This is a genomic window from Corynebacterium minutissimum (genome assembly GCF_000805675.1).
GTDB lineage: Bacteria > Actinomycetota > Actinomycetes > Mycobacteriales > Mycobacteriaceae > Corynebacterium > Corynebacterium minutissimum.
Genome location: NZ_JSEF01000015.1, coordinates 255,583 through 278,316 on the forward strand (window position 1 = coordinate 255,583; position 22,734 = coordinate 278,316).

Annotated in this window: 19 protein-coding genes; 2 read left to right on the forward strand and 17 right to left on the reverse strand. The window is 61.0% G+C overall.

Going from position 1 to position 22,734, the window contains the following annotated elements:
* Nucleotides 1-51: 51 nt before the first annotated feature.
* Nucleotides 52-3,249, reverse strand: a complete 3,198-nt coding sequence (gene ileS / locus NX84_RS09245; protein WP_039676074.1) for an isoleucine--tRNA ligase — start codon at nucleotides 3,247-3,249, stop codon at nucleotides 52-54.
* A 362-nt stretch (nucleotides 3,250-3,611) separates the two neighbouring features.
* Between ileS and NX84_RS13190 the strand changes: the two genes are divergently transcribed.
* Nucleotides 3,612-4,058, forward strand: a complete 447-nt coding sequence (locus NX84_RS13190; protein ID WP_231913806.1) for a hypothetical protein — start codon at nucleotides 3,612-3,614, stop codon at nucleotides 4,056-4,058.
* A complete protein-coding gene (locus NX84_RS13195; protein WP_231913802.1) occupies nucleotides 4,024-4,581 on the forward strand; it encodes an HNH endonuclease signature motif containing protein in 558 nt (185 codons plus the stop codon). Before NX84_RS13190 ends, NX84_RS13195 begins: the two co-directional genes overlap by 35 nt.
* A 236-nt stretch (nucleotides 4,582-4,817) precedes the next feature.
* On the opposite strand, the gene NX84_RS13000 is transcribed toward NX84_RS13195, so the two are convergent.
* From NX84_RS13000 to NX84_RS09330, 16 genes are all read right to left on the reverse strand, one after another.
* Nucleotides 4,818-4,988 (reverse strand): hypothetical protein, encoded by a 171-nt coding sequence (locus NX84_RS13000; RefSeq protein WP_039676076.1) that lies wholly within the window; start codon nucleotides 4,986-4,988, stop codon nucleotides 4,818-4,820.
* Nucleotides 4,989-5,104: 116 nt separating this feature from the next.
* Entirely contained in the window at nucleotides 5,105-6,235 is a 1,131-nt protein-coding gene (locus NX84_RS09260) for a DivIVA domain-containing protein (protein ID WP_039676078.1), read from the reverse strand.
* Between the two features lie 168 nt (nucleotides 6,236-6,403).
* A complete protein-coding gene (locus tag NX84_RS09265; RefSeq protein ID WP_039676280.1) occupies nucleotides 6,404-6,715 on the reverse strand; it encodes a YggT family protein in 312 nt (103 codons plus the stop codon).
* A gap of 160 nt (nucleotides 6,716-6,875) precedes the next feature.
* Nucleotides 6,876-7,301 (reverse strand): cell division protein SepF, encoded by a 426-nt coding sequence (locus tag NX84_RS09270; RefSeq protein ID WP_039676080.1) that lies wholly within the window; start codon nucleotides 7,299-7,301, stop codon nucleotides 6,876-6,878.
* A gap of 68 nt (nucleotides 7,302-7,369) precedes the next feature.
* On the reverse strand, nucleotides 7,370-8,074 hold the full coding sequence (locus tag NX84_RS09275) for a YggS family pyridoxal phosphate-dependent enzyme (RefSeq protein WP_039676082.1): 705 nt from the start codon (nucleotides 8,072-8,074) through the stop codon (nucleotides 7,370-7,372).
* A gap of 2 nt (nucleotides 8,075-8,076) precedes the next feature.
* Nucleotides 8,077-8,817 (reverse strand): peptidoglycan editing factor PgeF, encoded by a 741-nt coding sequence (gene pgeF, locus NX84_RS09280; protein ID WP_039676084.1) that lies wholly within the window; start codon nucleotides 8,815-8,817, stop codon nucleotides 8,077-8,079.
* A gap of 24 nt (nucleotides 8,818-8,841) precedes the next feature.
* Complete coding sequence (gene ftsZ, locus NX84_RS09285; protein ID WP_039676085.1) at nucleotides 8,842-10,194, reverse strand: cell division protein FtsZ; 1,353 nt, start codon at nucleotides 10,192-10,194, stop codon at nucleotides 8,842-8,844.
* Between the two features lie 206 nt (nucleotides 10,195-10,400).
* The gene (locus NX84_RS09290; protein WP_039676087.1) at nucleotides 10,401-11,060 is read right to left on the reverse strand and encodes a cell division protein FtsQ/DivIB; all 660 of its coding nucleotides are present in this window, start codon (nucleotides 11,058-11,060) and stop codon (nucleotides 10,401-10,403) included.
* Entirely contained in the window at nucleotides 11,053-12,549 is a 1,497-nt protein-coding gene (gene murC / locus NX84_RS09295) for a UDP-N-acetylmuramate--L-alanine ligase (RefSeq protein WP_039676089.1), read from the reverse strand. The genes NX84_RS09290 and murC overlap by 8 nt, the downstream gene beginning before the upstream one ends.
* Nucleotides 12,550-12,582: 33 nt before the next feature.
* A complete protein-coding gene (murG, locus tag NX84_RS09300) occupies nucleotides 12,583-13,656 on the reverse strand; it encodes an undecaprenyldiphospho-muramoylpentapeptide beta-N-acetylglucosaminyltransferase (protein ID WP_039676091.1) in 1,074 nt (357 codons plus the stop codon).
* A gap of 29 nt (nucleotides 13,657-13,685) precedes the next feature.
* The gene (locus NX84_RS09305) at nucleotides 13,686-15,140 is read right to left on the reverse strand and encodes an FtsW/RodA/SpoVE family cell cycle protein (RefSeq protein ID WP_039676093.1); all 1,455 of its coding nucleotides are present in this window, start codon (nucleotides 15,138-15,140) and stop codon (nucleotides 13,686-13,688) included.
* Nucleotides 15,141-15,155: 15 nt separating this feature from the next.
* The gene (gene murD, locus NX84_RS09310) at nucleotides 15,156-16,553 is read right to left on the reverse strand and encodes a UDP-N-acetylmuramoyl-L-alanine--D-glutamate ligase (RefSeq protein WP_039676095.1); all 1,398 of its coding nucleotides are present in this window, start codon (nucleotides 16,551-16,553) and stop codon (nucleotides 15,156-15,158) included.
* Nucleotides 16,550-17,662 carry a phospho-N-acetylmuramoyl-pentapeptide-transferase gene (gene mraY, locus NX84_RS09315; RefSeq protein WP_039676097.1) on the reverse strand — a complete coding sequence of 371 codons (1,113 nt, stop codon included), beginning with the start codon at nucleotides 17,660-17,662 and terminating at the stop codon, nucleotides 16,550-16,552. The genes murD and mraY overlap by 4 nt, the downstream gene beginning before the upstream one ends.
* A gap of 23 nt (nucleotides 17,663-17,685) precedes the next feature.
* The gene (locus tag NX84_RS09320) at nucleotides 17,686-19,218 is read right to left on the reverse strand and encodes a UDP-N-acetylmuramoyl-tripeptide--D-alanyl-D-alanine ligase (protein ID WP_039676099.1); all 1,533 of its coding nucleotides are present in this window, start codon (nucleotides 19,216-19,218) and stop codon (nucleotides 17,686-17,688) included.
* Nucleotides 19,215-20,783, reverse strand: a complete 1,569-nt coding sequence (locus tag NX84_RS09325; protein ID WP_039676100.1) for a UDP-N-acetylmuramoyl-L-alanyl-D-glutamate--2,6-diaminopimelate ligase — start codon at nucleotides 20,781-20,783, stop codon at nucleotides 19,215-19,217. The genes NX84_RS09320 and NX84_RS09325 overlap by 4 nt, the downstream gene beginning before the upstream one ends.
* 55 nt (nucleotides 20,784-20,838) lie before the next feature.
* Nucleotides 20,839-22,707, reverse strand: coding sequence for a peptidoglycan D,D-transpeptidase FtsI family protein (locus NX84_RS09330; RefSeq protein ID WP_039676101.1), 1,869 nt, complete (start codon nucleotides 22,705-22,707; stop codon nucleotides 20,839-20,841).
* Nucleotides 22,708-22,734 lie beyond the last annotated feature (27 nt).

Sequence of the window (22,734 nt, forward strand, 5' to 3'; positions counted from 1 at the left end):
TTTCTCCTCGACGCTCAAGCGTATCGTGTGCTGAGCGCTGCTAACTAGGCCTTAAGCTTTGGCCACAGTGGCGGTGACGCCCTTGAGGACATCATGCACCGTCTGGCCGCTATTGCTCGGCAGAGTCTCCGCCGTCACGGTGAAGTCGACAGCGAGTACCTCCGCCGCGATGTGATCGCGGTGGCGGTTGGCCCACTCTTCCTTTTCTGCGGGAACGCAGAGGACCACCGTGATGCGGTCAGTCACCACGAAGTCCTCGGCCTTGCGAGCATCCTGGAGGCCGCGGATGACATCAGCAGCCCAGCCTTCGGCCTCGAGCTCTTCGGTGACCTCGGTATCCAGCACCACTAGGCCATCCACGCCGTCCACGCGCGCCGTAGACTCCGGGTTAGCCGCCTGCAGGCGCTCGGTGTACTCCTCTGGGCTCAGACGAATATCGCCGTCAACGACGACCTCGTCACCCTCGCGCTCGTAGTTACCAGCCTTGAGGTTTTTGATGGCACGCTGGACATCCTTACCCAAGCGCGGGCCCGCAACCTTGGCGTTGCACACCACGTCGAAGGTACCGACTTCGTCGACATCATCGGTAAGAACGACGTCTTTGACGTTGACCTCATCGCGGATGATGTCCTTGAAGTCCGCCAGGCGTGCCGAATCCGGCATCGCCACGGTCAGCTTCGGCAACGGCAAACGGTTGCGCAGCTTGTTGGACTTGCGCACCGACGACGCCGCCGAGGCCACCGCACGGGTAGCATCCATCGCTGCCACGAGGTCGTGATCAGCCGGGTAATCCTCAGCCTTCGGGTAGGACGCCAAGTGCACGGAACGCTCACCGGTCAGGCCACGGTAGATGACCTCAGCAACGTGCGGCAGCAGCGGAGCCACCACGCGAGAGACGGTCTCCAGCACCGTGTAGAGGGTATTGAACGCCTCAGCGTGGGTCTCCTCGCCTTCCCAGAAGCGATCGCGGGAACGGCGCACGTACCAGTTGGTCAAGGCATCCGCGAAGAGGCGAACCTCTTCGGTAGCCGAAGCAATGTCAGTATTCGCCAGCGCGTCATTCGTGTTCTTCACCAAGTCATGCGTCTTGGCCAAGATATAGCGGTCCAGCACGTTGGTGGAGCTGACATCGAACTTCGCTTCCTGGGAAGCATAAAGCTGCAGGAAGGTGTAAGCATTCCAGATCGGCAAGATAGCCTGGCGCACGCCTTCACGGATGCCCTGCTCGGTCACGATGAGGTTGCCGCCGCGCAGGATCGGCGAGGACATGAGGAACCAGCGCATCGCATCCGAACCATCGCGGTCGAAGACCTCGTTGACGTTCGGGTAGTTGCCCTTGGACTTGGACATCTTCAGGCCATCATTGCCCAGAACGATGCCGTGGGCCACAACCTTCTTGTACGCCGGACGGTCAAAGAGCGCGGTGGACAGCGCATGCATGACATAGAACCAGCCGCGGGTCTGACCGGAGTACTCCACGATGAAATCCGACGGCGAGTGGGTCTCAAACCACTCCTTGTTCTCAAACGGGTAGTGCTTCTGGGCAAACGGCATGGAACCAGACTCGAACCAGCAGTCCAGCACGTCCGGCACGCGGCGCATCGTGGACTTGCCCGTCGGATCGTCCGGATTCGGGCGAGTCAGCTCATCGATGTGCGGGCGGTGCAGGCTGGTCGGGCGCACGCCAAAGTCACGCTCCAGCTCATCCAAGGAACCGTAGACATCCACGCGCGGGTACTCCGGATCATCGGAGATCCAGGCTGGGATCGGAGCACCCCAGTAGCGGGTACGGGAGATGTTCCAATCACGAGCGCCTTCCAGCCACTTGCCGAACTGACCGTCGCGGATGTGCTCCGGCAGCCACTCGATCTCGTTGTGGTTGAGCTCCACCATGCGGTCACGGAACTCCGTCACCTTGACGAACCATGCGGGCAGCGCCATGTAGATGAGCGGCTCGCCGGAGCGCCAGGAATGCGGGTAGGAGTGCTCGATCGTCACGTGACGCACCACGCGGCCAGCAGCCTTGAGGTCCTTGATGATGGCCTTGTTAGCGTCGAAGACCAGCTTGCCCTCATACGGCGGTACCTGCGAGGTGAACTTGCCATCTTCATCCACCGGGATGACCAGGCCTACGCCGTACTTCTGGCAGGTGAGCATATCGTCCTCACCGAAGGCCGGAGCCTGGTGGACAACACCGGTACCGTCCTCAGTAGTGACGTAATCCGCAAGCAGCAGCCGGTAAGCATTCTCGACGTCCGGGAAGAAATCGAAGATCGGCTGGTACGTAAAGCCCTCCAGATCAGCGCCCTTGAAGGTCTTGAGGACCTCCGCCTCACCCAGCTCCTTCGCCAAAGTGCCGGTGAGTGCTTCGGCCATCACGAAGGTGCGGCCAGCAAAGTCGCCTTCGGTAGCCTTGAACAGGACGTAGTCGACCTCCGGGTGGACCGCCAAAGCCAGGTTGGACGGCAGGGTCCAGGGGGTGGTGGTCCAGGCGAGGAAGGAGGCGTCGGCAAGCTCGGCGTTCTCCGCCAACGTCTTCTCCGCCGCACTTCCCTCAACCGCACCAGCCACCGGGAAAGTCACCGTCAGGGTCGGATCCTGGCGCATCTTATAAGAATCATCCAGGCGTGTTTCCTGGTTGGACAGCGAGGTGTGCTCAGCCCAGGAATACGGCAGAACCCTAAATCCCTGGTATATCAGGCCCTTGTCATAGAGCTCCTTAAAGGCCCACATGACAGACTCCATGTACTCCAAGTCCATGGTCTTATAGCCGTTTTCAAAGTCCACCCAGCGAGCCTGGCGGTTAACATACTCTTCCCACTCATCGGTGTACTCGAGAACGGACTTAGCACAGTACTCGTTGAACTTCTCTAGGCCCATGTCCTCGATCTGGGCCTTATCGGTGATTCCGAGCTGCTTTTCTGCCTCCAGCTCCGCCGGCAGGCCGTGGGTATCCCAGCCGAAGACGCGCGGGACGTGGTTGCCGGCCATGGTGCGGTAGCGCGGGACGATGTCTTTGACGTAACCGGTCAACAGGTGGCCATAGTGCGGCAGGCCATTGGCAAAGGGCGGGCCATCATAAAACACGTACTCGGGGCAACCCTCTGTCTGTTCGAGGCTGGCTTTAAAAGTATCGTCGGCCGTCCAGTACTTCTGGACTTCCTGCTCCATGTCGGGGAAGCGGGAAGACCCAGCAGTCATATCGACCTTGGGATAAACGCTGCCGACGTTCGCAGGGTTGTTGCTCATCTGAAAATTCCTTCACTCGTTCGCTGTGACGGGGACGCGCCTTGCGGCTCGCGGTACCACCCCGCTTGGACGCCGAGGCGCCCCGCTTCGTTGATGTGAAGGAGATGACGGTCCCTACCCGCCCGGTTCTAATAATGCGGCACTCGCGCGCCTCACGTTCTTCCGGAATGCTCCCCGGTGATAGCCGGCTCACTGCATATAGCTCCAAAGTATAACCGAGGAGTCAAGTTTTCACAGGCTCCGGTTCCCCAGATCACGAAATAGAAACCCGTGTGTGCACACGATGCTCAGGTGAAAAGGTTATTCACAGGAACATTCTTTCTAGTGCGTGTGGTTCACATTGAGTCTTAGGCTTCGGAGTCATGAACGCACTTCAGACTTTTCTTGACGCCCTAGCGCCCGGCATTGATGTCGTCGCCGGGTGCGAAGGCATGTCTGAAGCAGATCTCATTGCTGCCGGATCACCGGATAAGACGGCCAAGGAATTGGTGCGCTTGCACTCGAGTTTCTTTGGCACGACTGCAATGACTCGCATGCAACGCGACGCCGTGACTGCAGCCCGCCAGCGCGGCCACTCCCTGCCCACACTCAACGTCATTGACCGCTATGCGCGCAAAGCGCGGACACTGGCGCTCGGGTGGCAGATGCGCCTTGAGCTGTGCCGCACGAGTGCTGATACCTTGGCGATGGAAGCTCTGGCCAAGAAGAAGCTCAAAGAGCTTTCTAAACCGCCGCAGCCCCACGGTGTATCGCCGGCGAAACTCGTTGTGGACAATGGCGATTACTGCCCCTTCTCATGTCATCGCTGAGCTTAACGACGCCGTCGATGAGCAACGTCCCATCGAATCCATCCAGGAAGCCTTCTTTCATGGCGCGGCCCCACGCAAAGGACTGCAGACCAATATCCTTGTCCCCTTGGATGCGTTGACTCAGATCCTCAATGGTGATGGTGAGGAAGTTACGCTGCGTATGACCAACGGCGCGACAATGACGGGTGCGGAGTATGTCAACAAGGTGATCTCCGGTGAAATAGACCTTGACGGCACATTGGCGACGCTCTTTCACCCCGTCCGCGGACCTGTGAACCTCTATCGGGAGGAGCGGAGCGCTAGCATCAAACAGCGCATCATGGCTATGGCCGAGTTTCCGGTCTGTGCATGGAATGACTGCATGAGACCGGCCGATGAGTGTCAGGTGCACCACATCATCGCGTGGAAGTACGGGGGCTATACCAACCCAGAGAACCTCGTCATGCTGTGTCCGTACCACAACGGGATCAACCAAGATAACCCCCAATGCTCCGCCAGGGCGTGGGCGGATGGCCCGGGTTGAAGGGACGGTAAAGCGCATCTTCGGTCCTCTCCCACCGCCTTCGCCACGGCAGGCGACTACGAGGGCAACTGGACCGCCAGACAACGGTGGCACATAGATGTGTACCTCCGGACAACGGTGGCCCCAAGACTCGGGCCGTGTCACTATCCGACAGAAGCTCTCCGCCCAAGGCCCTCCATCACAGGAGCCCTCTAGTTCAAGAGCCCTCTACCTCAGGAATCCCTTGAGGCCGAGGGCTACTTGTCGTGCTTGCGGCGTATTTTCACCACTGTATCGGCGATAAAGAGAATGATGCCGACACCGGCAGAGATGAACAACAGGTACAGGGACCAGTCAGCGGCGGTGAGGATGTAGTTCACGAAAGCCAAGAAAGCTACGAACGCCAGAACCAATGCGCCAATGAGCATGTTCGCTCCCCTTCCACGAAAACTAGTCTTGTGTCTACCGGAGGCCTCCGGTGGTCTACAGAAAAGAATAACGGCGTCCGGTGCCGGACGCCGTTAATTCAGTCAAGAGCCAGAGATTAGTTGTTGGCCTTGCCTGCCTCACCGTTCGGAGCCGCGGTGCCGCGGGACTCCAACTCCTCAAGCTGGGACTCGAGAAGCGTCTTGAGGCGGGTACGGTACTCGCGCTCAAAGGTGCGCAGCTCGGAGATACGAGCCTCGAGAGCAGTCTGCTGCTGCTTGACCGTGTTCATGACCTCGGTGTGCTTCTTCTCCGCGTCAGCCTGCAGGGCTGCTGCCTTCTCTTCGGCCTGGCGGATTTGAGCCTCAGCGCGGGAGGTGGCATCAGACTCGGTCTGCTTAGCCTTGGCCTCTGCGTCAGCGACGAGCTTCTTGGAACGGTTGTCCGCATCCAACAGCTGTGCGTCGAAGCGCTTCTGGGCATCAGCCAGCTGAGCCTTGGAGTGAGAGTCAGCGTCAGCAAGCTGCTTCTCGGCGGCCGTGCGGGCTTCAGCCAGCATGGACTCGGAGTCTGCCTTGGCCTCGTTGGTGAGGCGATCTGCCATTTCCTGAGCCAAGCCCAGAACACGAGCGGCCTGCATGTGGGTTTCCGGAGTAGCCAGTCCCTCAGCGGACTTGGTAGCGCCAGCGCCGGCGATGCCAGCGGCAGCGGTGGACGCACCGGAGTTCTTCTTGGCGGACTCCAGCTCCTTCTTGGTGGTCTCCAGCTCGCGCTTGGAGGCCTCAAGTTCACGCTTTGCTGCAGCGGCTTCCTCACGGGCGGCCTTGAGCTCTGCGGAATTGTCCTGCTGCTGAGCAGCCGGAGCCTGGGAAGACTGAGCCTGGGCCTGAGCTACCTTGGCCTGCTCCTGGGCCTTCTTGGTCTCTTCCTTGGCCTTGGCAACCTCATTCTTCGAGTCAGCCAGCTTTGCCTCGTACTCAGCGCGCAGCTTGGACTCCACGTCCTTGCGCACGGCGGCCTCATCGACCTTGGTTGCAGCGGCACCGGCGCCAGCTGCGGCGCCGCCCTTGGACTGTGCCTTCAGGTCCTCAAGCTGGGCCTGGAGGTCGTCGTTCTCATCCTGCAACTGAGCAAGAGCATCTTCGACGAGGTCGAGGAACTGATCGACCTCGTCCTCGTTGTAGCCACGCTTGCCAATAGGCGGCTTGCTGAAGGCGACGTTGTGTACATCAGCTGGTGACAGTGGCATTGACTTCTCTTCCCCTTACGAATCGGTCAAACCTCTAGTGGGTCCAGAGGCCGGGTACATATGCGGTTAATAATACGGATTGTGATAACTCATTGTATCCAAATCAACACATTATCTAACGCAGGCACGAGTCTCAACGTTAACAGGAGGGTTTAATACACCCGCGTATTAGGCCACCAATCCGCCGGCGCCAAAGAATACCCAACCGATAAGACGCGAGAGAATTGCCAACAGCAGGAACAGCACAATGACCGAGACGTCGAGAGCAATGCCGCCTAGCTGCAAGGGCGGGATAACCTTGCGCAGGGCCTTGACGGGTGGATCAGTGAGGACAAACAGCACTTCAGCCACCATCATGAACCACCGCGGCGGGTTAAATTGGCGCGAGAAGGACTGAATCATCTCGATGACGATGCGCGCGAGCAAAATCCACGAGTAGAGGCTCACCGCAAGAATGAGAATTGAACCTAAAGCATTCACATCGCCCGAGCCTATCTGAACCACCCCCGCAGGCGGTACTCCTCCGTCCGGCGGTTCGCCAGAAAAGCAACCCGAGAAAACGCAATGAGCCGCCGTTACCGGCCTCCTCCACTAGCCAACACGGGAGGGGGCAGGTTCGGCGGCCCTGAGGCGTCGAGTTTTAGCGCAAGTGCGCAGCGCGCTCCAGCTCAACGGTAGAGATGTCAGCGCCCTTCGGCACAATGGCGAAGACCTTGCGGCTGGTATCAACGCCCTTGGTGAGGTTCTTCATACGGCCTTCCAGAGCGAAGCACAGGCCAGCAGCGAAGTCGACGAAGCGCTTGGCGGAGCCACGGTCAGCATCGGTGAGCTCGAAGACAACGGCGTCACCATCACGGAACGGGCCGCCGACCTTGGCCGCGTCATCGAAGGAGACGAGAGACAGGGCCACGATGGTCGGAACGAATTCTTCTTCCTGCTTATCGTAGGACGGTGCTGCGTACGACGGAGCGTTGTAGGTGCGCTCGTCGGCGTAGTAGGCGTCGTCGGCGTCCATGTCCATCGGGCCCAGCCCGAAGAACTCCTTGGTCCTATCAATCAGTGACATTCTGGGTCTCCCTCTGACCTAGTTTTCTGTGAGATTAGTGTCTTTGAAATGCGCTTTTGCGATGCCACTTAAACTACTGGCCGTGGTCCCATAATTCCGGTTCCGACACGCACGATATCTGTTCCAGATTTAATTGCTTCCTGCAGGTCTGCACTCATTCCGGCAGAAAGCTTCAATGGGCGCCCGAGCTGCTTGGCCACGTCCTCCACAAGCCCCTTCACCCGTGTAAAAACCTCGCTCGGTTCGCTCTCCAGAGGTGGGACAACCATAAAGCCCTGAAGCTCAAGATTGTCGAGCTCTTCAACGACGTCCACTAGGTCAGAAACGAGGTCTAGTGGACAGCCGCCACGGGCAGTATCGCCGTCGGCGGAGACCTGAATGAAAACTGGCAAGATACCGTCGCGTTGGCCTCGTTCTTGGGCTAAAGCCACGCCGCGGTCGAGGGCACGGGCAAGTTTCTCAGAGTCGAGCGAGTGCACGCTATGCGCCCAGCGCGCCACATGGTTGGCCTTCTTGGTTTGGATTTGGCCAATCATGTGGAAGTGCATGTCAGGCAGAGCTTCGGCTTTGGCGCGGGCTTCCTGTTCGCGGTTTTCGGCGACGTCGGTAATACCCAGCTGTGCCAGCAGAGCAATGTCTTCTGCTGGGTGAAACTTGGTCACCGGCAATAGCTGCGGTGCCTCGCGCCCAGCATCATCGGCGAAGTGCTGGATGTCAGCGCGAGTGCGCTCAAGTCCAGCACGTAATTCTTCGAGACGGTTCTGGTTAGTCATGGTTATCCCTCCAGCCAAATCACGCCGGCTTGGCGTCCGGTGACACCTTCGCGGCGATAGGAAAAGAAGTCAGTATCTTCGATGGTGCACCGCGGATCGGACTCAATGGCGGTAATGCCCAGCTCCATCAACTGGCGCACGAGCCCGGCACGGACATCAACGCCCCAGGTTCCTTTCGTGGTACGCGTTAACGACCCGGGCAGGTGCTTCTCGACGTCCCTTGCCATGTCCTCCGGCACCTCATAGTTTCGGCCCGAAGCGGCCGGCCCCATGAGTACCTGCATGGTCGACGGGGTTGCGCCGAGTTCCATCATGGCGTTGACGGTGTTGCGGATGATGCCGTTGCGTGCGCCGAGACGGCCGGCGTGGGCGGCGGCGATGACGCCAGCGGGAACGTCGACAAGCAGCACCGGCGTGCAATCGGCCACGAGCACGCCGAGGCCCAGACGCTTTTCGGTGGTGACCAGCGCATCGCTAGCCTCCACCGGCTGGGTCATGCCGCGACGCTCCGCACCCACTGTGGTGACGGTATTGGTATGTAGCTGTTCCATCCAGACGATGTCGTCGAGCCCAGTAGCGCGCAAAAGGCGCTCGCGGTTAGCGGCCACGGCGGCGGGGTCATCGCCAACGTGATCCCCTAGGTTAAAAGAGTTGTAGGGAGACGACGACGCCCCGCCGGCACGGCTGGTAAAAACCATGCGGACGGGGCGCTTCGATGGGTGTGCTTCCTCGTTTACTGGCATGCACTCCAGAGTAGCTGGCTGCGGCTAGCGCATGAAGGAGGGCACGTCGAGATCGTCGTCGCCATCATCGTCGAAGCCACGGGAGCGGCGCTCGTCGGGGCGAGACAGGCGGTACTCGTCGCGATTCTCGCGCTCCTCGCGGCGGAAGCGATCAGAGCTGGTGAACAATCCGCTGGACGGAGCCGGCTCGGACGGCTGTTCACGCTCGTAGGAGTGGCGCGGAGCATACTCCTCGCGCTCGCGGCGCTCGGCGGCCTGCGGCTCGACGCGGGTGTAGTCCTCACGCGGGGCCTCGGTACGGGACGCGGCGGGAGCCTCGGGCTGCGCCTCGGCACGGTTCTCGAAGAGGGAACCCGGGCGAGCTGCAGGAGTGGCCTGCTGGCCCTGCTGTGCTGCCTGACTTGCCTGTGCTGGCTGTGCAGTCATGTTGGCCTGTGCATCGAAGCCGGTGGCGATGATAGTGACGCGAACTTCGTCGCCGAGGTTGTCATCGATGATGGTGCCGAAGATGATGTTGGCATCTTCGTCGGCGCGTTCTTCCACCATGGAGGCAGCTGCGTTGACCTCGTGGAGGCCCAGGTCGGAACCACCGGCGATGGAGAGGAGGACGCCCTTGGCGCCTTCCATCGTGGACTCCAGCAGCGGAGAATTAATGGCCTGCTCAGCAGCGTTGAGAGCGCGGTTATCGCCGCGGGCGAAGCCGATGCCCATGAGGGCGGAGCCGGCGTCGGACATGACGGAGCGCACGTCCGCAAAGTCGACGTTGATCATGCCTGGGATGGTGATGAGGTTGGTAATACCCTGAACACCGTTGTGCAGGACTTCATCGGCAGCGCGGAAGGCCTCTACGATGGACAGCTCCTCGCCGCCCAGCTGCATGAGGCGGTCATTCGGAATAACGATGAGGGTATCGCAAACCTCACGCAGCTCCTCGATACCGGCCATGGCCTGGCGGGTACGGCGAGCGCCTTCAAACTTAAACGGGCGAGTGACCACGCCGACGGTGAGCGCGCCCATCTTCTTCGCGATGGACGCCACGACCGGGGCGGCACCTGTACCGGTGCCACCACCCTCACCAGCGGTGACGAAGACCATGTCGGAGCCCTGGAGGGCGTCCTCGATTTCGGTCTTGTGATCCTCAGCGGAGGTCTTGCCTACCTCCGGGTTAGCGCCAGCACCGAGGCCGCGGGTGGCCTCGCGGCCGATGTCGAGCTTGGTGTCCGCGTCGGAGAAAATCAGCGCCTGAGAGTCAGTGTTGATGGCGACGAACTGAACGCCCTTGAGGCCTTCTTCGATCATGCGGTTGACGGCGTTGACACCGCCGCCGCCGACGCCGACGACCTTGATGTCCGCGAGGTTGTTGCTAGATGAGATCATACGAGGGTCTCTTGCCTTTCAACTAAGGATTTTATGTAAACGAGGAAGCGCCTCTAAATACGAGAGGCGGTTACATCCATCTTTAACGACAAGAGGGTTATTTGGGCGCACATTTTGCCGCGTGTCGGTACCCTCAACCTCTACTTTAGGGTTGCTGACGTGCGGTTTTATTAACAGGCGTCCCACCCGCCCCACTGAGGACGCGCTTAGCGGCGGGTCACCAGCGAAGGGTTAGAAATATTCCAGGATTCACCCTCCAACTGGAGCACATCCTCAAAGGCGATGGCCTTGTTGGCATTGTCTTCGGCTGCTCCCCAGAAGATGGTCTTCTCATCCTCCGTGACGAAGGTCAGCGAATAGGTGTCCTCGATGTCGAGGGTCTTGACGCGCATGCGCACCTCGGCAGGAAGCGCGGATACCGCATCCACCGCCGCCTGCATTTCCGGGGAACCGGATTCCGTGCGCCCGGTCAACTGGATGGCTTCTTTAGGTGGGGTGTCTTCGACAAATTCCTTGCCTTTGTCATCCACCAGCACTGTGCGACCACCATCCTCGACATACGCCACGGCCTCATGTTCCACCACGCTGATATGCACGGTCGACGGGAAGGCGCGCGAGACCGTTGCCGACTCTACCCATGACAGCGAGGCCACGCCGTGAGCCGCCTCACGCGCATTGAGGCGCACCAAATTGGAACCTGCAGCCACACCGCTGGCCTGTTCCGCGTCTTCGGCCGCCACGTGCTCATTGCCCTCAACCTCAAAGGAATTCACCTTAAAAATCGGGAAAAGCCATACAACGGCTGCAGCCACGAGTGCTACGAGGAAGACCGCGCCGACGGCTATCGCGCCTGTCTTCTTAGACATCCTGCTCCTCGGCCTCACTTGACTGCGAGGATTCCCCGCATGCCTCACTTTGCTCTAACTGAGAGAGGATTTCCCCTGCCACATAGGTAATCGTTCCCGCACCGATGGTCAGCACGACATCCCCTGGCTGGGCCAGAGAAATAACGTCGCCCGCAGCCTCGGAGAAATCCGGCTCAAAGATAACCGGCATGTCCTCCGGCATTTTATCCGTAATGATGCGGGAAGTTATGCCCTCAACTGGCTGCTCGCGGGCGCCGTAGATGTCGAGGACCACGGAAGCGTCGGCAAGCGCTAGTGCCTCTGCGAACTCCGCATCGAATTTCATCGTTCGGGAGTAGAGGTGCGGCTGGAAACAGGCGATAACACGCGCGCCTTCGCCTTCGGCATCGACCTTCGCGCGCGCAGCGGTGAGCACCGCGGACACCTCCGTCGGGTGGTGAGCATAATCGTCAAAGACGCGAATCCCTTTCGCGGAACCGCGGTACTCGAAACGTCGGCGCACACCGGTGAAATCGGTCAAACCCGCAGCAAGTTCCGCAGGATTTCCACCCGCCAGTGCGCCGGCAAGCAGCGCCGCAGCAGAATTGAGAACCATGTGGTGGCCTGGGACGTGGAGGTCGTAGGTGAGGTCTTCCGGGGGGACGTCGGGAAGCGTCAGGCGCACTCGCACATGCGCGCCCTCCGCTGATACCGACTCCTCCAGCACCTCGACGCCATAGGGCAAGGAGGACTCGTTGTGCGCGCCATACCCCAAGACGTGGATGCCGCGCTCGGCCGCGCGCTCACCGGTAGCCACGGCCTGCGCATCTTCCAGACACACCACGAGGTAGCCGCCGTCCACGACGCGGTCAGCGAAATCATCAAAGACCTTAAAGTAGCTTTCGGGGCTCTCGAAATAGTCCAAGTGATCCGGCTCGATGTTCGTAATCACCGCTACGAAGGGGCTATAACGCAGCAGCGAGGCATCAGATTCATCAGCCTCGGCGACGAAAGCCTCGCCGGTTCCTCCATGCGCGTTCGTCCCCGCACGGTTGAGCTGGCCTCCGATGGCAAAGGACGGGTCTAGCCCTGCCTGCTGCATCGCGCTCACTGTCATGGACGTGGTGGACGTCTTGCCGTGAGTTCCAGCCAAGAGCACTTGGCGGTGTCCCTCCATGAGCTCTGCTAGAAGGTCGGAACGTCGAATCACCGGAATTCCGGCCTCCCGTGCGGCAGCTAGCTCGGGGTTGTCCTGTGGAATCGCCGCGAAGGAGGTCACCACCACCGTGGGCTTTTCGCCGGCGAGTTCGAGGTTCTCGGCTGCATGGCCGATGGCGATGTGAGCGCCCATCGTGCGCAGGACCTCCACCGCGGTGGACTTCTTCACATCCGAGCCCGTCACCACCGCGCCGCGGGTCACGAGGATCCGGGCGAGGCCCGACATGCCCGAGCCGCCGATGCCCACGAGATGAACGCGAGACAGGTCAGTAGAAGCAGAAGTTGCAGTCATGAGGGATAATCCTTCGTTCGTGGTGGAGCGAGCCTAGTTGCGAGCACTTGAGGCGATACGGTCAGCGATAACGGCAGCCACGTCACCAGCGGTGCTGGCATCCGCAGCCGTGCGCATGGCATCCAGCGCGGCGGGGTTGTCGAGGATTGCGCGCACCTCACGGATGAGGCGCTCGGGACTCAGTTCGGCATCGGGAATCTGGACAGCAGCGCCCGCATCCACGAGCGCGCGGGAGTTCAGTGCTTGCTCGCCGTTTCCGTGCGGGAGGGGAACGTAAATGGCGGGCAGACCAGCGGCGGACACCTCCGCCACGGTCATGGCACCTGAGCGGCATACCATGAGATCCGCCACGGCGAGGGCGCCGGCCATGTCATCGATATAGGGCACGGGGGTGTAATTGCTGCGTTCTTCTGGCTTGTCGTTCTTCTTGCCATACGCATGCAGAACCTGGAAGTCCTGCGTGAGGTCGTCGATAGCACCGGCAACGGCAGAATTGATGCTCACTGCGCCCTGGGAACCACCCGTCACGACGATGGTGGGACGGTCGGCACCTAAATTCCAGTTCTCACGCGCAGAAGTTGCCTTGGAACCATCCGAGTCTTCCCCTAGGCCGGGGCGTACCGGGATACCGAGGACCTCGCCCGGCATGCCGGATCCCTCCTGCGCGTTAAAGCCGATTCCGCCCAGACGCACGCCCAGCTTGTTGGCCATGCCCGCCAACGCGTTAGTCTCCAGGACGAAGAAAGGAATGCCCAGCGACTTCGCCGCCAGGTACGCAGGCGCTGCAACGTAGCCACCGGTACCGAAGACGGCGTCCGCAGCCACGTCTTGAAGGACCGCGCGGGTTTCCCGCACGGACTTTATGACGCGCCACGGCAGTTTCAACGCATCAGCATTAATCTTGCGGGGCACTGGAACGGGAGTAATCATGCGCAAATCCACGCCGCGGGCCGGAACAATGTCTCCTTCCAAACCGCGTGGGGTGCCCAGAGCAGTCACTCGCGCACCGTGGCGCTGACGCAGCTCCTCCCCCACGGCAAGCGCTGGTTCAATGTGTCCGGCAGTGCCGCCACCTGCGATGACGACGGAAATTGGCGTGGCATTCATGCCCTACAGGCTACCAGCGCAGCATAACGCTACCGACGCTCGCCGCGCCGACGGTCCCCGTGTGCTTCCTGGCGTGGGACGCGGCGGCCAGTGACCGCGCGGCCAAATCGTTCCTCGCGGCTGCGCTCCGTCTGGCGCTGCGCCTGCGGGCGCTGACGACGTTGGGCGCGTTCTCCTCGCCCGCCACGCTCGCGGTCTGCGCGATGCGCGCCACCGCGACGCTCGTTGGGAGGGGTGGGTTCTGGGATGAGGAAAATGCGGTCAAAGAGCGGGCGACCAAAGTTCTGCATGGCGGAGACCTGCATCGGCTCGTGACGTGCGACGTTGCACAACAAGCCCATGGAACCAATCGTAATAATCGCGGCAGTGCCGCCGGCAGAAATCATGGGCAGCTGAATGCCCGTCACCGGCAGCACACCAATGACATAGCCAATGTTGATGAAAGCCTGGACCACCACACCAACGGACAACGTCGCCGCGAGTAGAGACTGGAATTGGTTCTGCGCCCTTTTCGCAGTGCGCAGACCGAAGTAGCCCAAAATGGCAAAGAGCCCAATAACCAAAGCACCGCCCCACAGGCCGAGCTCCTCGCCGATGATGGCGAAGATGAAGTCATTCTTTGCCTCCGGCAGGTAGAACCACTTGGCGCGTGACTGGCCTAGGCCGACGCCCCAGAAGCCGCCGTCGGCAAGCGAGAGGAAGCCCTGGTACGCCTGAAAACCTGTACCTTGCGTGTCTTCGATGTTGCCGCGCAGTGCGTCAAAGTAGGTGTGGAAACGGTGGGAACGGAAGCCGCCCGCCAGGAAAACCGTAGCCATGCCGATGACACCGAAGACACCGACAACCGTTGGCACGCGCCAGTCCACGCCGGCAAAGATGAGGGTAAAGACCACCACCAAGGCTAAGGACACACCCATGCCCAAGTCGCCCTGCGCCACGATGAGCACGAACATGATGCCGGAAATGATGGAGTACATCATGAACGGGTCCGTCAGACGCATCGAACGGTGAGTCTTATCCGCTAGAGCGGACGCGCCATACATTCCCACGGCCACACGTGCGAACTCAGAGGGCTGGAAGGCAACGCCGCCGGGCAGCATAATCCACGACTGCGAACCTACCTCGGCACGTCCCGTACCCACGCCGGGGATAAGAACCAAGATGAGCAGCACGATAGCCAATCCCAAGAACCACGGCACCAGCGCTCGTAGCGTTCGCGGGGAGATCCGCAAACCAATCCAAAACACAATGAGACCAGCGGCCACGAGGATGCATTGGCGCAGAGCGGCCGACCAGGGGCTATCGCTTTCTGAAAGCGAGGTCGCCATCGACGAAGAAAAAGCCATGAGCACGCCGATACCGATGAGCGAGAAAATGGCGATGCGCAGCATCTGATAATCCAGCCCGGGGTAGGCGCGTAGGCGCTCGCGGATATCGCGCGCACGGTGGCCCAGCGTGCGGGGTGGCTTCTGGGTAGTGGTCACGGCGAATGCTCCTGGTTAGCGGGCGAGACGGCGGGCGGCGGCGGCAAACATGTCGCCGCGCTGGCTCATTCCGGTGTACATATCCAACGATGCCGCAGCCGGTGCCAAAAGTACGGTATCGCCGGCGTCGGCGTGTTGCACCGCCGCTGCCACGGCCTCGTCCATAGCGGCTTGGGGGTCGCGGCTTTCCACCAACACGATGGGCACGTGTGGTGCGGCCTTGGTGAGGGCTTGGGCGAGCAGGTGCTTATCGACGCCCACCAGAACCGCCGCCTTTATCCTGTCCGCGTGGGTACGCAGCAATTCACTCACGTCTGCGCCTTTGAGCTGACCGCCGGCGACCCACACCACAGAGTCCAGGCCGCGCAGGGCGATTTCAGCCGCATGCGGGTTGGTGGCTTTGGAATTGTCGATGAAGGTCACGCCTGCGTGATCGTGCACGATTTCGCCGCGGTGTCCGGCAACAACATAGGACTGGAGCCCTTCCGTGATGGACGCAGGATGGGCTCCTGCACGGGCAGCGACGGCCGCAGCTGCCGCGGCATCGAGCACGCCGGCCAGGCCCGCAGGTTGGAGGGTCGTCACGTCCTCGATGACGGTGGCCGTGACTCCGGCGACGTCGTTAATGAAGAGCCCTCCGGCGCTCACACCGACCTGTCCTGGGGCTGGCTCGGTATGGGTAAAGCCGATGCGGGGCGGCTCAGTGTGGCCGTAGTGTGTGCTCACGTAGTCATCGTCCAGGCCGATCACGGCATGGTCCCCGCCCAGGATCTTTGCTTTATCCGCGGCATAGGCGTCAAAGGAGCCGTGCCAGTCTAGGTGATCGTCAGCCAGGTTGAGAAGCGCACCCACCTCTGGGTGCAACTGGGAAGACCAGTGCAGCTGGAAGGAGGACAGTTCTGCCACGAGGATATCCACGCGGGGAGTTGCTGCGAGGGCATCGAAGGGAGAAATACCGATGTTGCCTACTGCTTGGGAACGCAGGCCAGAGCGCTGCTCATCCGCAGCCATGATGGCCGCGAGCATGCCCGTGGTCGTGGTCTTGCCGTTGGTGCCAGTGATGGCCAACCAACGGCGTGGTGCGCCGAATACTTCGGCGAGGTCCAAGCGATAGGCCAGCTCGACATCGCCGATGACGTCGAGGCCACGGGAAGCCGCGGCGGCGAGGAGCGGGGAATCCGGGCGCCAGCCCGGGGAGGTCACTACGAGGGAATAGTCCGCCCAATCCACCGTGTCAGTGTCCACGGTAGCGACGCCCAATTCCGACTCGAGACGTGCTCGAGATTCCGCATTACCGTCCGCGACGGTGATGTCCACGCCTAGGCCCGCAAGCACGGCGGCGCACCCGCGACCAGACACACCTGCGCCGGCTATGAGGACGCGGCCGTTGAGGAAATCAGGACGTGGGCTCATGCGCTTAAGCCAATGCCGCTGGCGGTGAGCCAGTCACCGTAGAAGATTGCCACGCCGGCCATGGCAGCCATTGCTGCCAGCAGCCAGAAGCGGACCACCACGGCTGTCTCCGCCCAGCCGCCGTTTTCAAAGTGATGGTGGATCGGAGCCATGCGGAAAAAGCGCTTGCCGGTGGTGCGGAAGACAACAATCTGGATGACCACAGACACCGTCTCAATAACGAAGAGAGCACCGATGACAATCATCAGCAGCTCCGTGCGGCTGGCCACGGAAATACCAGCAACGAGGCCACCCAGAGCCAAGGATCCGGTATCGCCCATGAAGATCTTGGCCGGTGCAGCGTTCCACCACAGGAAACCCAAGCAGCCGCCCAGGCCGGCAGCGGCGAGGACCGCAAGGTCAAGCGGATCACGGACCTGGTAGCAACCAGCGGTGAACTCGGAGGCGCAGGAATAGCGGAACTGCCAGAAGGTCATGAGCGAGTAGGAGCCCATAACGATGGCCGTCACACCTGCTGCAAGTCCGTCGAGGCCGTCAGTAAGGTTCACCGCGTTCGACCACGCCGCGATGAGGATGTACATGAAGATAAGGAACACGATGGTGCCCACCACCGCTCCCCCGACTGCGAGGTCGAAGGTCTTCAGGTCACGGGTAAAGGACAGCTTGGTGGATCCTGGGGTAAGCCCCTCTTCATTGGGGAAGCGCAGCACCAAGAAACCGAAGAGCAGGGACAGCGCGAGTTGGCTGACGAGCTTGGCGGTCTTGTTGAGGCCCAGGTTGCGCTTCTTAAACAACTTGATGAAGTCATCCGCAAAGCCCACGGCACCCAGGCCCAAGGTAAGACCAAGGACGAGCACACCGGACGCGGTAAATCCCACATGACCAGTGAGCCTGCCATAGAAGCCTACGACGAGGTACGCCACCAGGATGCCCGCCAGGATGGCGAGGCCACCCATGGTGGGGGTTCCGCGTTTGCGCAGGTGCGATTTAGGCCCGTCTTCACGGATCTCCTGACCGCGGCCGGCGTCAGAGAAGTACCGGATGAGTACCGGGGTGGTAAAGATCGCCACGAGGAAGCTGACCACACCAGCGATGATGATCTGAGTCACGTGCTTGAAGTCCTTTCTAGCGGCTAGCTGTGGTTCAGCTCTTCCGCGACCAACCAGAGCCGCTGGGCATTAGATGCCTTCACCAAGACCACGTCCTTGACAGTGCGGTTGGCCCAGTCATCGACCCCTCCCGGGGCCGCGCGCAAGATACCCTCGACCGCTTTCGCAGCGGCAGCGGCATCGGCGCACACCATTGTATTTATACCCTGCTCGGCCGCAGCCTCCGTCATCGCCCGGCAGTTGGCGCTTTCTCCCACTCCGATGAGGTGACTAACGTGGTATTTCGACAGGACCTCACCCAGTTGGCGGTGCGCTGACTCAGCGTCATTGCCGAGCTCTCCCATCTCCCCCAATACGGCGATGGCGCGTGCATCAGGACGCGCGGCGGCAGTGTAGGCCAAGGCTGCGATGGCAGCGCGCATGGAATCTGGGTTGGCGTTGTAGGAATCATCGATAATGGTGACGCCATCCCGGCGGGTGCGCACGTCCATACGGTGTTCCGAGGCGTTGCGATGCCCAGAAAGCGCATTGGCCACTGCCTGTGCAGACATCCCCAGCTCTATCGCCGCGGCTGCAGCCGCCAGCGCGTTGGAAACCTGGTGGGAGCCGAAGACTTGCAGCTTGACGTCCACTGGTGGGGCGTCGGGGCTATGCAGGGTGAAGGAGGGGCGGGCGACGTCGTCAAGCACAATGTCCGTGGCAAAGTACTGCGCCGCCGGAGCACCACCACGGCGGGTCTCCGTGGAGTAGTACACCACCTTGGCGTGTGTGCGGGGCGCCATAGCGGCAACGAAGGGATCATCGGCATTGAGAACGGCGACTCCGCCCTCGGCTGCGGTGGGCAATGCCTCGACGAGCTCGCCTTTAGCCTTCGCGATGTTCTCGCGCGAGCCGAACTCGCCCAAATGGGCAGAGCCAACGTTGAGAACCACGCCGATACGCGGAGCGGTGATGTCGGTGAGGTGGCGAATGTGGCCAATACCGCGAGCAGACATCTCGGCGACGAGGTACTGGGTATGCTCATCACAGCGCAGGGCCGTATAGGGCAGGCCGATCTCGTTGTTGAAGGAACCCGGTGGTGCCACGGTCTCCCCCACTGAGCGGAAAATCGTGGCGATGAGGTCTTTGGTAGAGGTCTTGCCGGCAGAACCGGTCACGCCCACGATGTTGAGTTCGTGCTGTGCCAAACGCAGGGTAACCGCGCGAGCCAGAGCGGACAATGCGTAGACAACCGCCGCCGCAGAGCCGTCCTCATCGTTGGCATAGATATCCGCATTGGCGCCATCACCTTCGGCGCGCCCACGCGGCTCCACAATGACGGCTGGAACGCCGACCGGGCGTGCGGCGAGAACGGCAACCGCGCCTTTCTCGATAGCGGTCGCGGCAAAGTCGTGGCCGTCGACGCGCGCCCCCGGCAGTGCGACGAAAAGGCCACCCGGGGTAACTTTGCGGGAATCGAATTCGACGAAGCCGGTGACCTGGGCATCCGGATTCTCAACGTGATCGAGACGGCCGCCGGTGATCTGAGCGATCTCGCTGAGGCTTAAGGCGATCATGCGTCCTCCTTGGACTGAGAATCATCGTCGCTGTCACGGTACCCCGCTGAGGCCTGATTCGCGCTATGACGAAGAACCTCGTCGAGGGCTCGTGCCATTTCTTCGCGGTCGTCGAAGTGGTGCATCGTCTCACCAATGAGCTGGCCTACTTCGTGGCCTTTGCCTACGACAATGACGGCGTCACCGGGCCGTGCCCACGCAACGACTTCGTCGATAGCTGCGGCGCGGGAGTCTGCTTCACGAATATCGCCATCGGGGTTCGCTTCACGGGCGCCTTTAATGACGGCCGCGCGGATAGTGGCGGGATCTTCGGTGCGGGGGTTGTCGTCGGTTACAACGGTCAAGTCGGCGCGTTTCGCGGCCGCGGCTCCCATCAGCGGGCGCTTGGAGGAATCGCGGTCACCGCCAGCACCGACGACAATGCCGATACGGCCGGACGTTCCCTCCAGCTGTCCACGCAAGGTATCAAGTACCGCGGCGATGGCGGCTGGCTTGTGTGCATAGTCCACGACCGCCACGAAGTCCTGGCCGCGGTCAATGCGTTCCATGCGTCCAGGCACGGCGACTTTTTCCACGCCTTCGAGGAATGTCTGCGGGTCGAGTCCAATGGCTGCGGCCATGCCAGTCGCCAGGGCTGCATTAGCGATATTGAATTCACCTGGCAGAGGAAGACGGAATTCATAGGACGTGCCGCTGGCGGCAATGGTCAAGTCCACCTGCTGGGCACCGGTGGCTTCAGTGCTGAGTTGGCGTGCGGTGATATCAGCCTCGCCCTGTGTTGCAACGCGTGTAAGCGGTAGTGCTGCCGCACGTTTCGCCATGCGCTTGCCCCAGTCATCATCGACGCAGATGACGGCGCGTTCGGCGGCTTGGGGGCCGTCGAAAAGCGCGGCTTTGGCTTCGAAGTAGTCTTCCATCGTGGGATGGAAATCCAAGTGGTCCTGGCTCAGATTACTAAAGCCACCGACGTCGAACCGCGTGCCCCGCACGCGCCCCAGCTCCAGGGCATGGGAAGAGACCTCCATGACCACGTGGGTCACGCCCTCAGACAACATACGGGCAAACAGTTCTTGAAGGGTCGGGGCCTCTGGGGTGGTCAGGGACGTCGGCACCGGCTCGCGATTGATGCGGGTACCCGTCGTTCCGATGAGGCCCACCGAATAGCCAGCGTGAAGGAGACCGGCCTCGAGGAGGTAACTCGTCGTGGTCTTACCCGACGTGCCCGTTACGCCGAGAACGGTGAGCTTTTCAGTGGGGTGCCCATATATCTCCGCGGCTACGAGACCGAGGGTGGCGCGAATATCCTCCACCACGAGGATGGGTCGGGACTCCCCTACTTCAACAAGGAGGGTCTGTCCTTCCTCATCAGTGAGGATGGCTGCCGCCGGGGTATCCGCGGCATAACGCGCGCCATGCACGCGAGTACCAGGCAGCGCAGCGAACAGTCCACCCGGTGCCAGCGTGGCGGAATTAAGGCCACACGAGTCTACGGTGACCGAGGCATCCCCGATCACGCGGCCGCCGGCAATGTCCGCCAGGCGCTCAAGGCTGATGCTGCTTGTCACTGTGTCTCCTCTTCGTTGTTCTTCTATTTTCTATCGTGTACTGACTCGATAAGGCCTACTCGGCACGCAACGTCAGCGGCGGGGCCGGTGGTGACGGTGGAATGTTGTCGCGGTTGAGCAGCCATGCGGCGATGTCGCTGAAGACTGGTGCAGCCGACTGGCCGCCAGAACCATCGTCGTTCACGCCGGACTCTGGCTCGTCAAGCATGACGGCAACGACGAAACGGGGGTCGTCGGCAGGCGCGATGCCCGCAAACGTGATCCAGTACTTGGAATTGGAGTAGGCACCGGTCTCTTCATCTACCTTCTGCGCAGTACCGGTTTTACCGGAAAGCTGGTAACCCTCAATTTTTGCGTTGCCGGCAGTGCCGTTGTTGATACCCTGCTCATCGGATTGGAAGACCGCGCGGAACATATCCACCACGGTGCGTGCCGTTTCGGGGCTCACCACTTGTGTCTTTTCTGGCTCCTCAAGTTCTTCCTTTGTGCCATCTGGACCGGTGATGGAATCAATGATGCGCGGTTCAATGCGCTCACCGTCATTGGCCAGGGTCTGGTAAATCGACGCGAGCTGCAGAGCAGTCCACGACTGTCCTTGGCCGATCGGCAGATTGGCAAAAGTACCGCCGGACCACTGTGACAGCGCAGGAACGAGGCCAGGCGACTCGTTGGGAAGCTCAATGCCCGAGGTTTGGCCGAGCCCGAACTTCTTAAGATAGTCGGCGTACTTTTCCTGTCCTAGGCGCTCAGCCAACATGAGAGTACCCACGTTCGACGACTTACCAAAGACACCCGTGGTCGTATACGGCTCGACGCCGTGTGGCCACGCGTCGTTCACGGTCACACCGGCCATATCAATGGAACCAGGCACCTGATGGACCTCATCAGGATCGGTCAACCCTTCTTCAATAGTTGCCGCTGCGGTAATAATCTTGGCTACCGACCCCGGCTCGAAAGGATGGGAAATACTGAGATTATCGAAGGTTTTATCCTTGTCCAGCTGCTTCTCAATGTCCTTGTTCGGATCGATAGTGTCCGTGTTCGCCATGGCGAGGACTTGTCCGGTGGCGGCATCAAGAACCACTGCTTCAGCACTCTTAGCCTTGGAATTTGCCTTCGCCTTCTCCAGCTTTTGCTGGACGTAGGTCTGCAGGTCGAGGTCAAGAGTCAAGGTAACGTTCTTGCCGTCGGTAGTCGGCACTTGGTCGCGGAGGGTACCCGGGATAACCTGACCGCTGGCGGAGACATCTTCGGTGGAGCTACCGTCAATGCCGGTCAGCGTGGTGTCTCCGGAGGCCTCAAATCCAAACTGGCCCTGCCCATCCATGGACACCTTGCCGATAACGTTTTCCGCGATCGAGCCGTTAGGGTACTGACGAATCTGCTGTTCATCGGCAGCAAGACCGTGGAACTGCTCCGAAATTTCCACTGCGACATCCGGGTCTACGTTGCGAACGAGCACCTCGTACTGCGTGTCAGCGCGGAGCTTGTCCATAATCTGGTCGGAGTCCACATCCCCGGCATCGATGCCAGCATCTTTGAGCATCTTCGGGATGCCGTCCGCCATTTCGGTGAGGCGGTCATTGAGCTTGTTATCGAGGAAGGACTCCTGGGCATCAGGGGCAAGGCCCGCGTACTCAGCGGTGTTGACGGCCTCGAGCTTTTCTTGCTGGCGCAATTCATCGCGCAGACGCGTTGGCGATACTGTCAGCGAACGAGCGCGCATGGTGTAAGCAAGGCGCTGTCCGTCGCGGTCAAGAATCTCACCACGGCCAGCGGTGTCGATATAGACGCGGGTTCGCTGAGCGGCGGCCTTCGCTGCGAGGTCTGGCCCCCACACGATTTGTACCCAGGCTAGACGCCCCATCCACGCCAGCATGACGACGAGCAACAGTGAAGCGACAACGTGTACGCGACGGCGCATCGTCTTCTGCTGGCTGACGGCCGGTTT

Excerpts from the sequence above, each read along its gene's own strand:
- ileS (WP_039676074.1), bottom strand. The coding sequence starts at position 3,249 with ATGAGCAACAACCCTGCGAACGTCGGCAGCGTTTATCCCAAGGTCGAT.
- NX84_RS13190 (WP_231913806.1), top strand. The coding sequence starts at position 3,612 with ATGAACGCACTTCAGACTTTTCTTGACGCCCTAGCGCCCGGCATTGAT.
- NX84_RS13195 (WP_231913802.1), top strand. The coding sequence starts at position 4,024 with ATGGCGATTACTGCCCCTTCTCATGTCATCGCTGAGCTTAACGACGCC.
- NX84_RS13000 (WP_039676076.1), bottom strand. The coding sequence starts at position 4,988 with ATGCTCATTGGCGCATTGGTTCTGGCGTTCGTAGCTTTCTTGGCTTTC.
- NX84_RS09260 (WP_039676078.1), bottom strand. The coding sequence starts at position 6,235 with ATGCCACTGTCACCAGCTGATGTACACAACGTCGCCTTCAGCAAGCCG.
- NX84_RS09270 (WP_039676080.1), bottom strand. The coding sequence starts at position 7,301 with ATGTCACTGATTGATAGGACCAAGGAGTTCTTCGGGCTGGGCCCGATG.
- NX84_RS09275 (WP_039676082.1), bottom strand. The coding sequence starts at position 8,074 with ATGACTAACCAGAACCGTCTCGAAGAATTACGTGCTGGACTTGAGCGC.
- pgeF (WP_039676084.1), bottom strand. The coding sequence starts at position 8,817 with ATGCCAGTAAACGAGGAAGCACACCCATCGAAGCGCCCCGTCCGCATG.
- ftsZ (WP_039676085.1), bottom strand. The coding sequence starts at position 10,194 with ATGATCTCATCTAGCAACAACCTCGCGGACATCAAGGTCGTCGGCGTC.
- NX84_RS09290 (WP_039676087.1), bottom strand. The coding sequence starts at position 11,060 with ATGTCTAAGAAGACAGGCGCGATAGCCGTCGGCGCGGTCTTCCTCGTA.
- murC (WP_039676089.1), bottom strand. The coding sequence starts at position 12,549 with ATGACTGCAACTTCTGCTTCTACTGACCTGTCTCGCGTTCATCTCGTG.
- murG (WP_039676091.1), bottom strand. The coding sequence starts at position 13,656 with ATGAATGCCACGCCAATTTCCGTCGTCATCGCAGGTGGCGGCACTGCC.
- murD (WP_039676095.1), bottom strand. The coding sequence starts at position 16,553 with ATGAGCCCACGTCCTGATTTCCTCAACGGCCGCGTCCTCATAGCCGGC.
- NX84_RS09320 (WP_039676099.1), bottom strand. The coding sequence starts at position 19,218 with ATGATCGCCTTAAGCCTCAGCGAGATCGCTCAGATCACCGGCGGCCGT.
- NX84_RS09330 (WP_039676101.1), bottom strand. The coding sequence starts at position 22,707 with ATGCGCCGTCGCGTACACGTTGTCGCTTCACTGTTGCTCGTCGTCATG.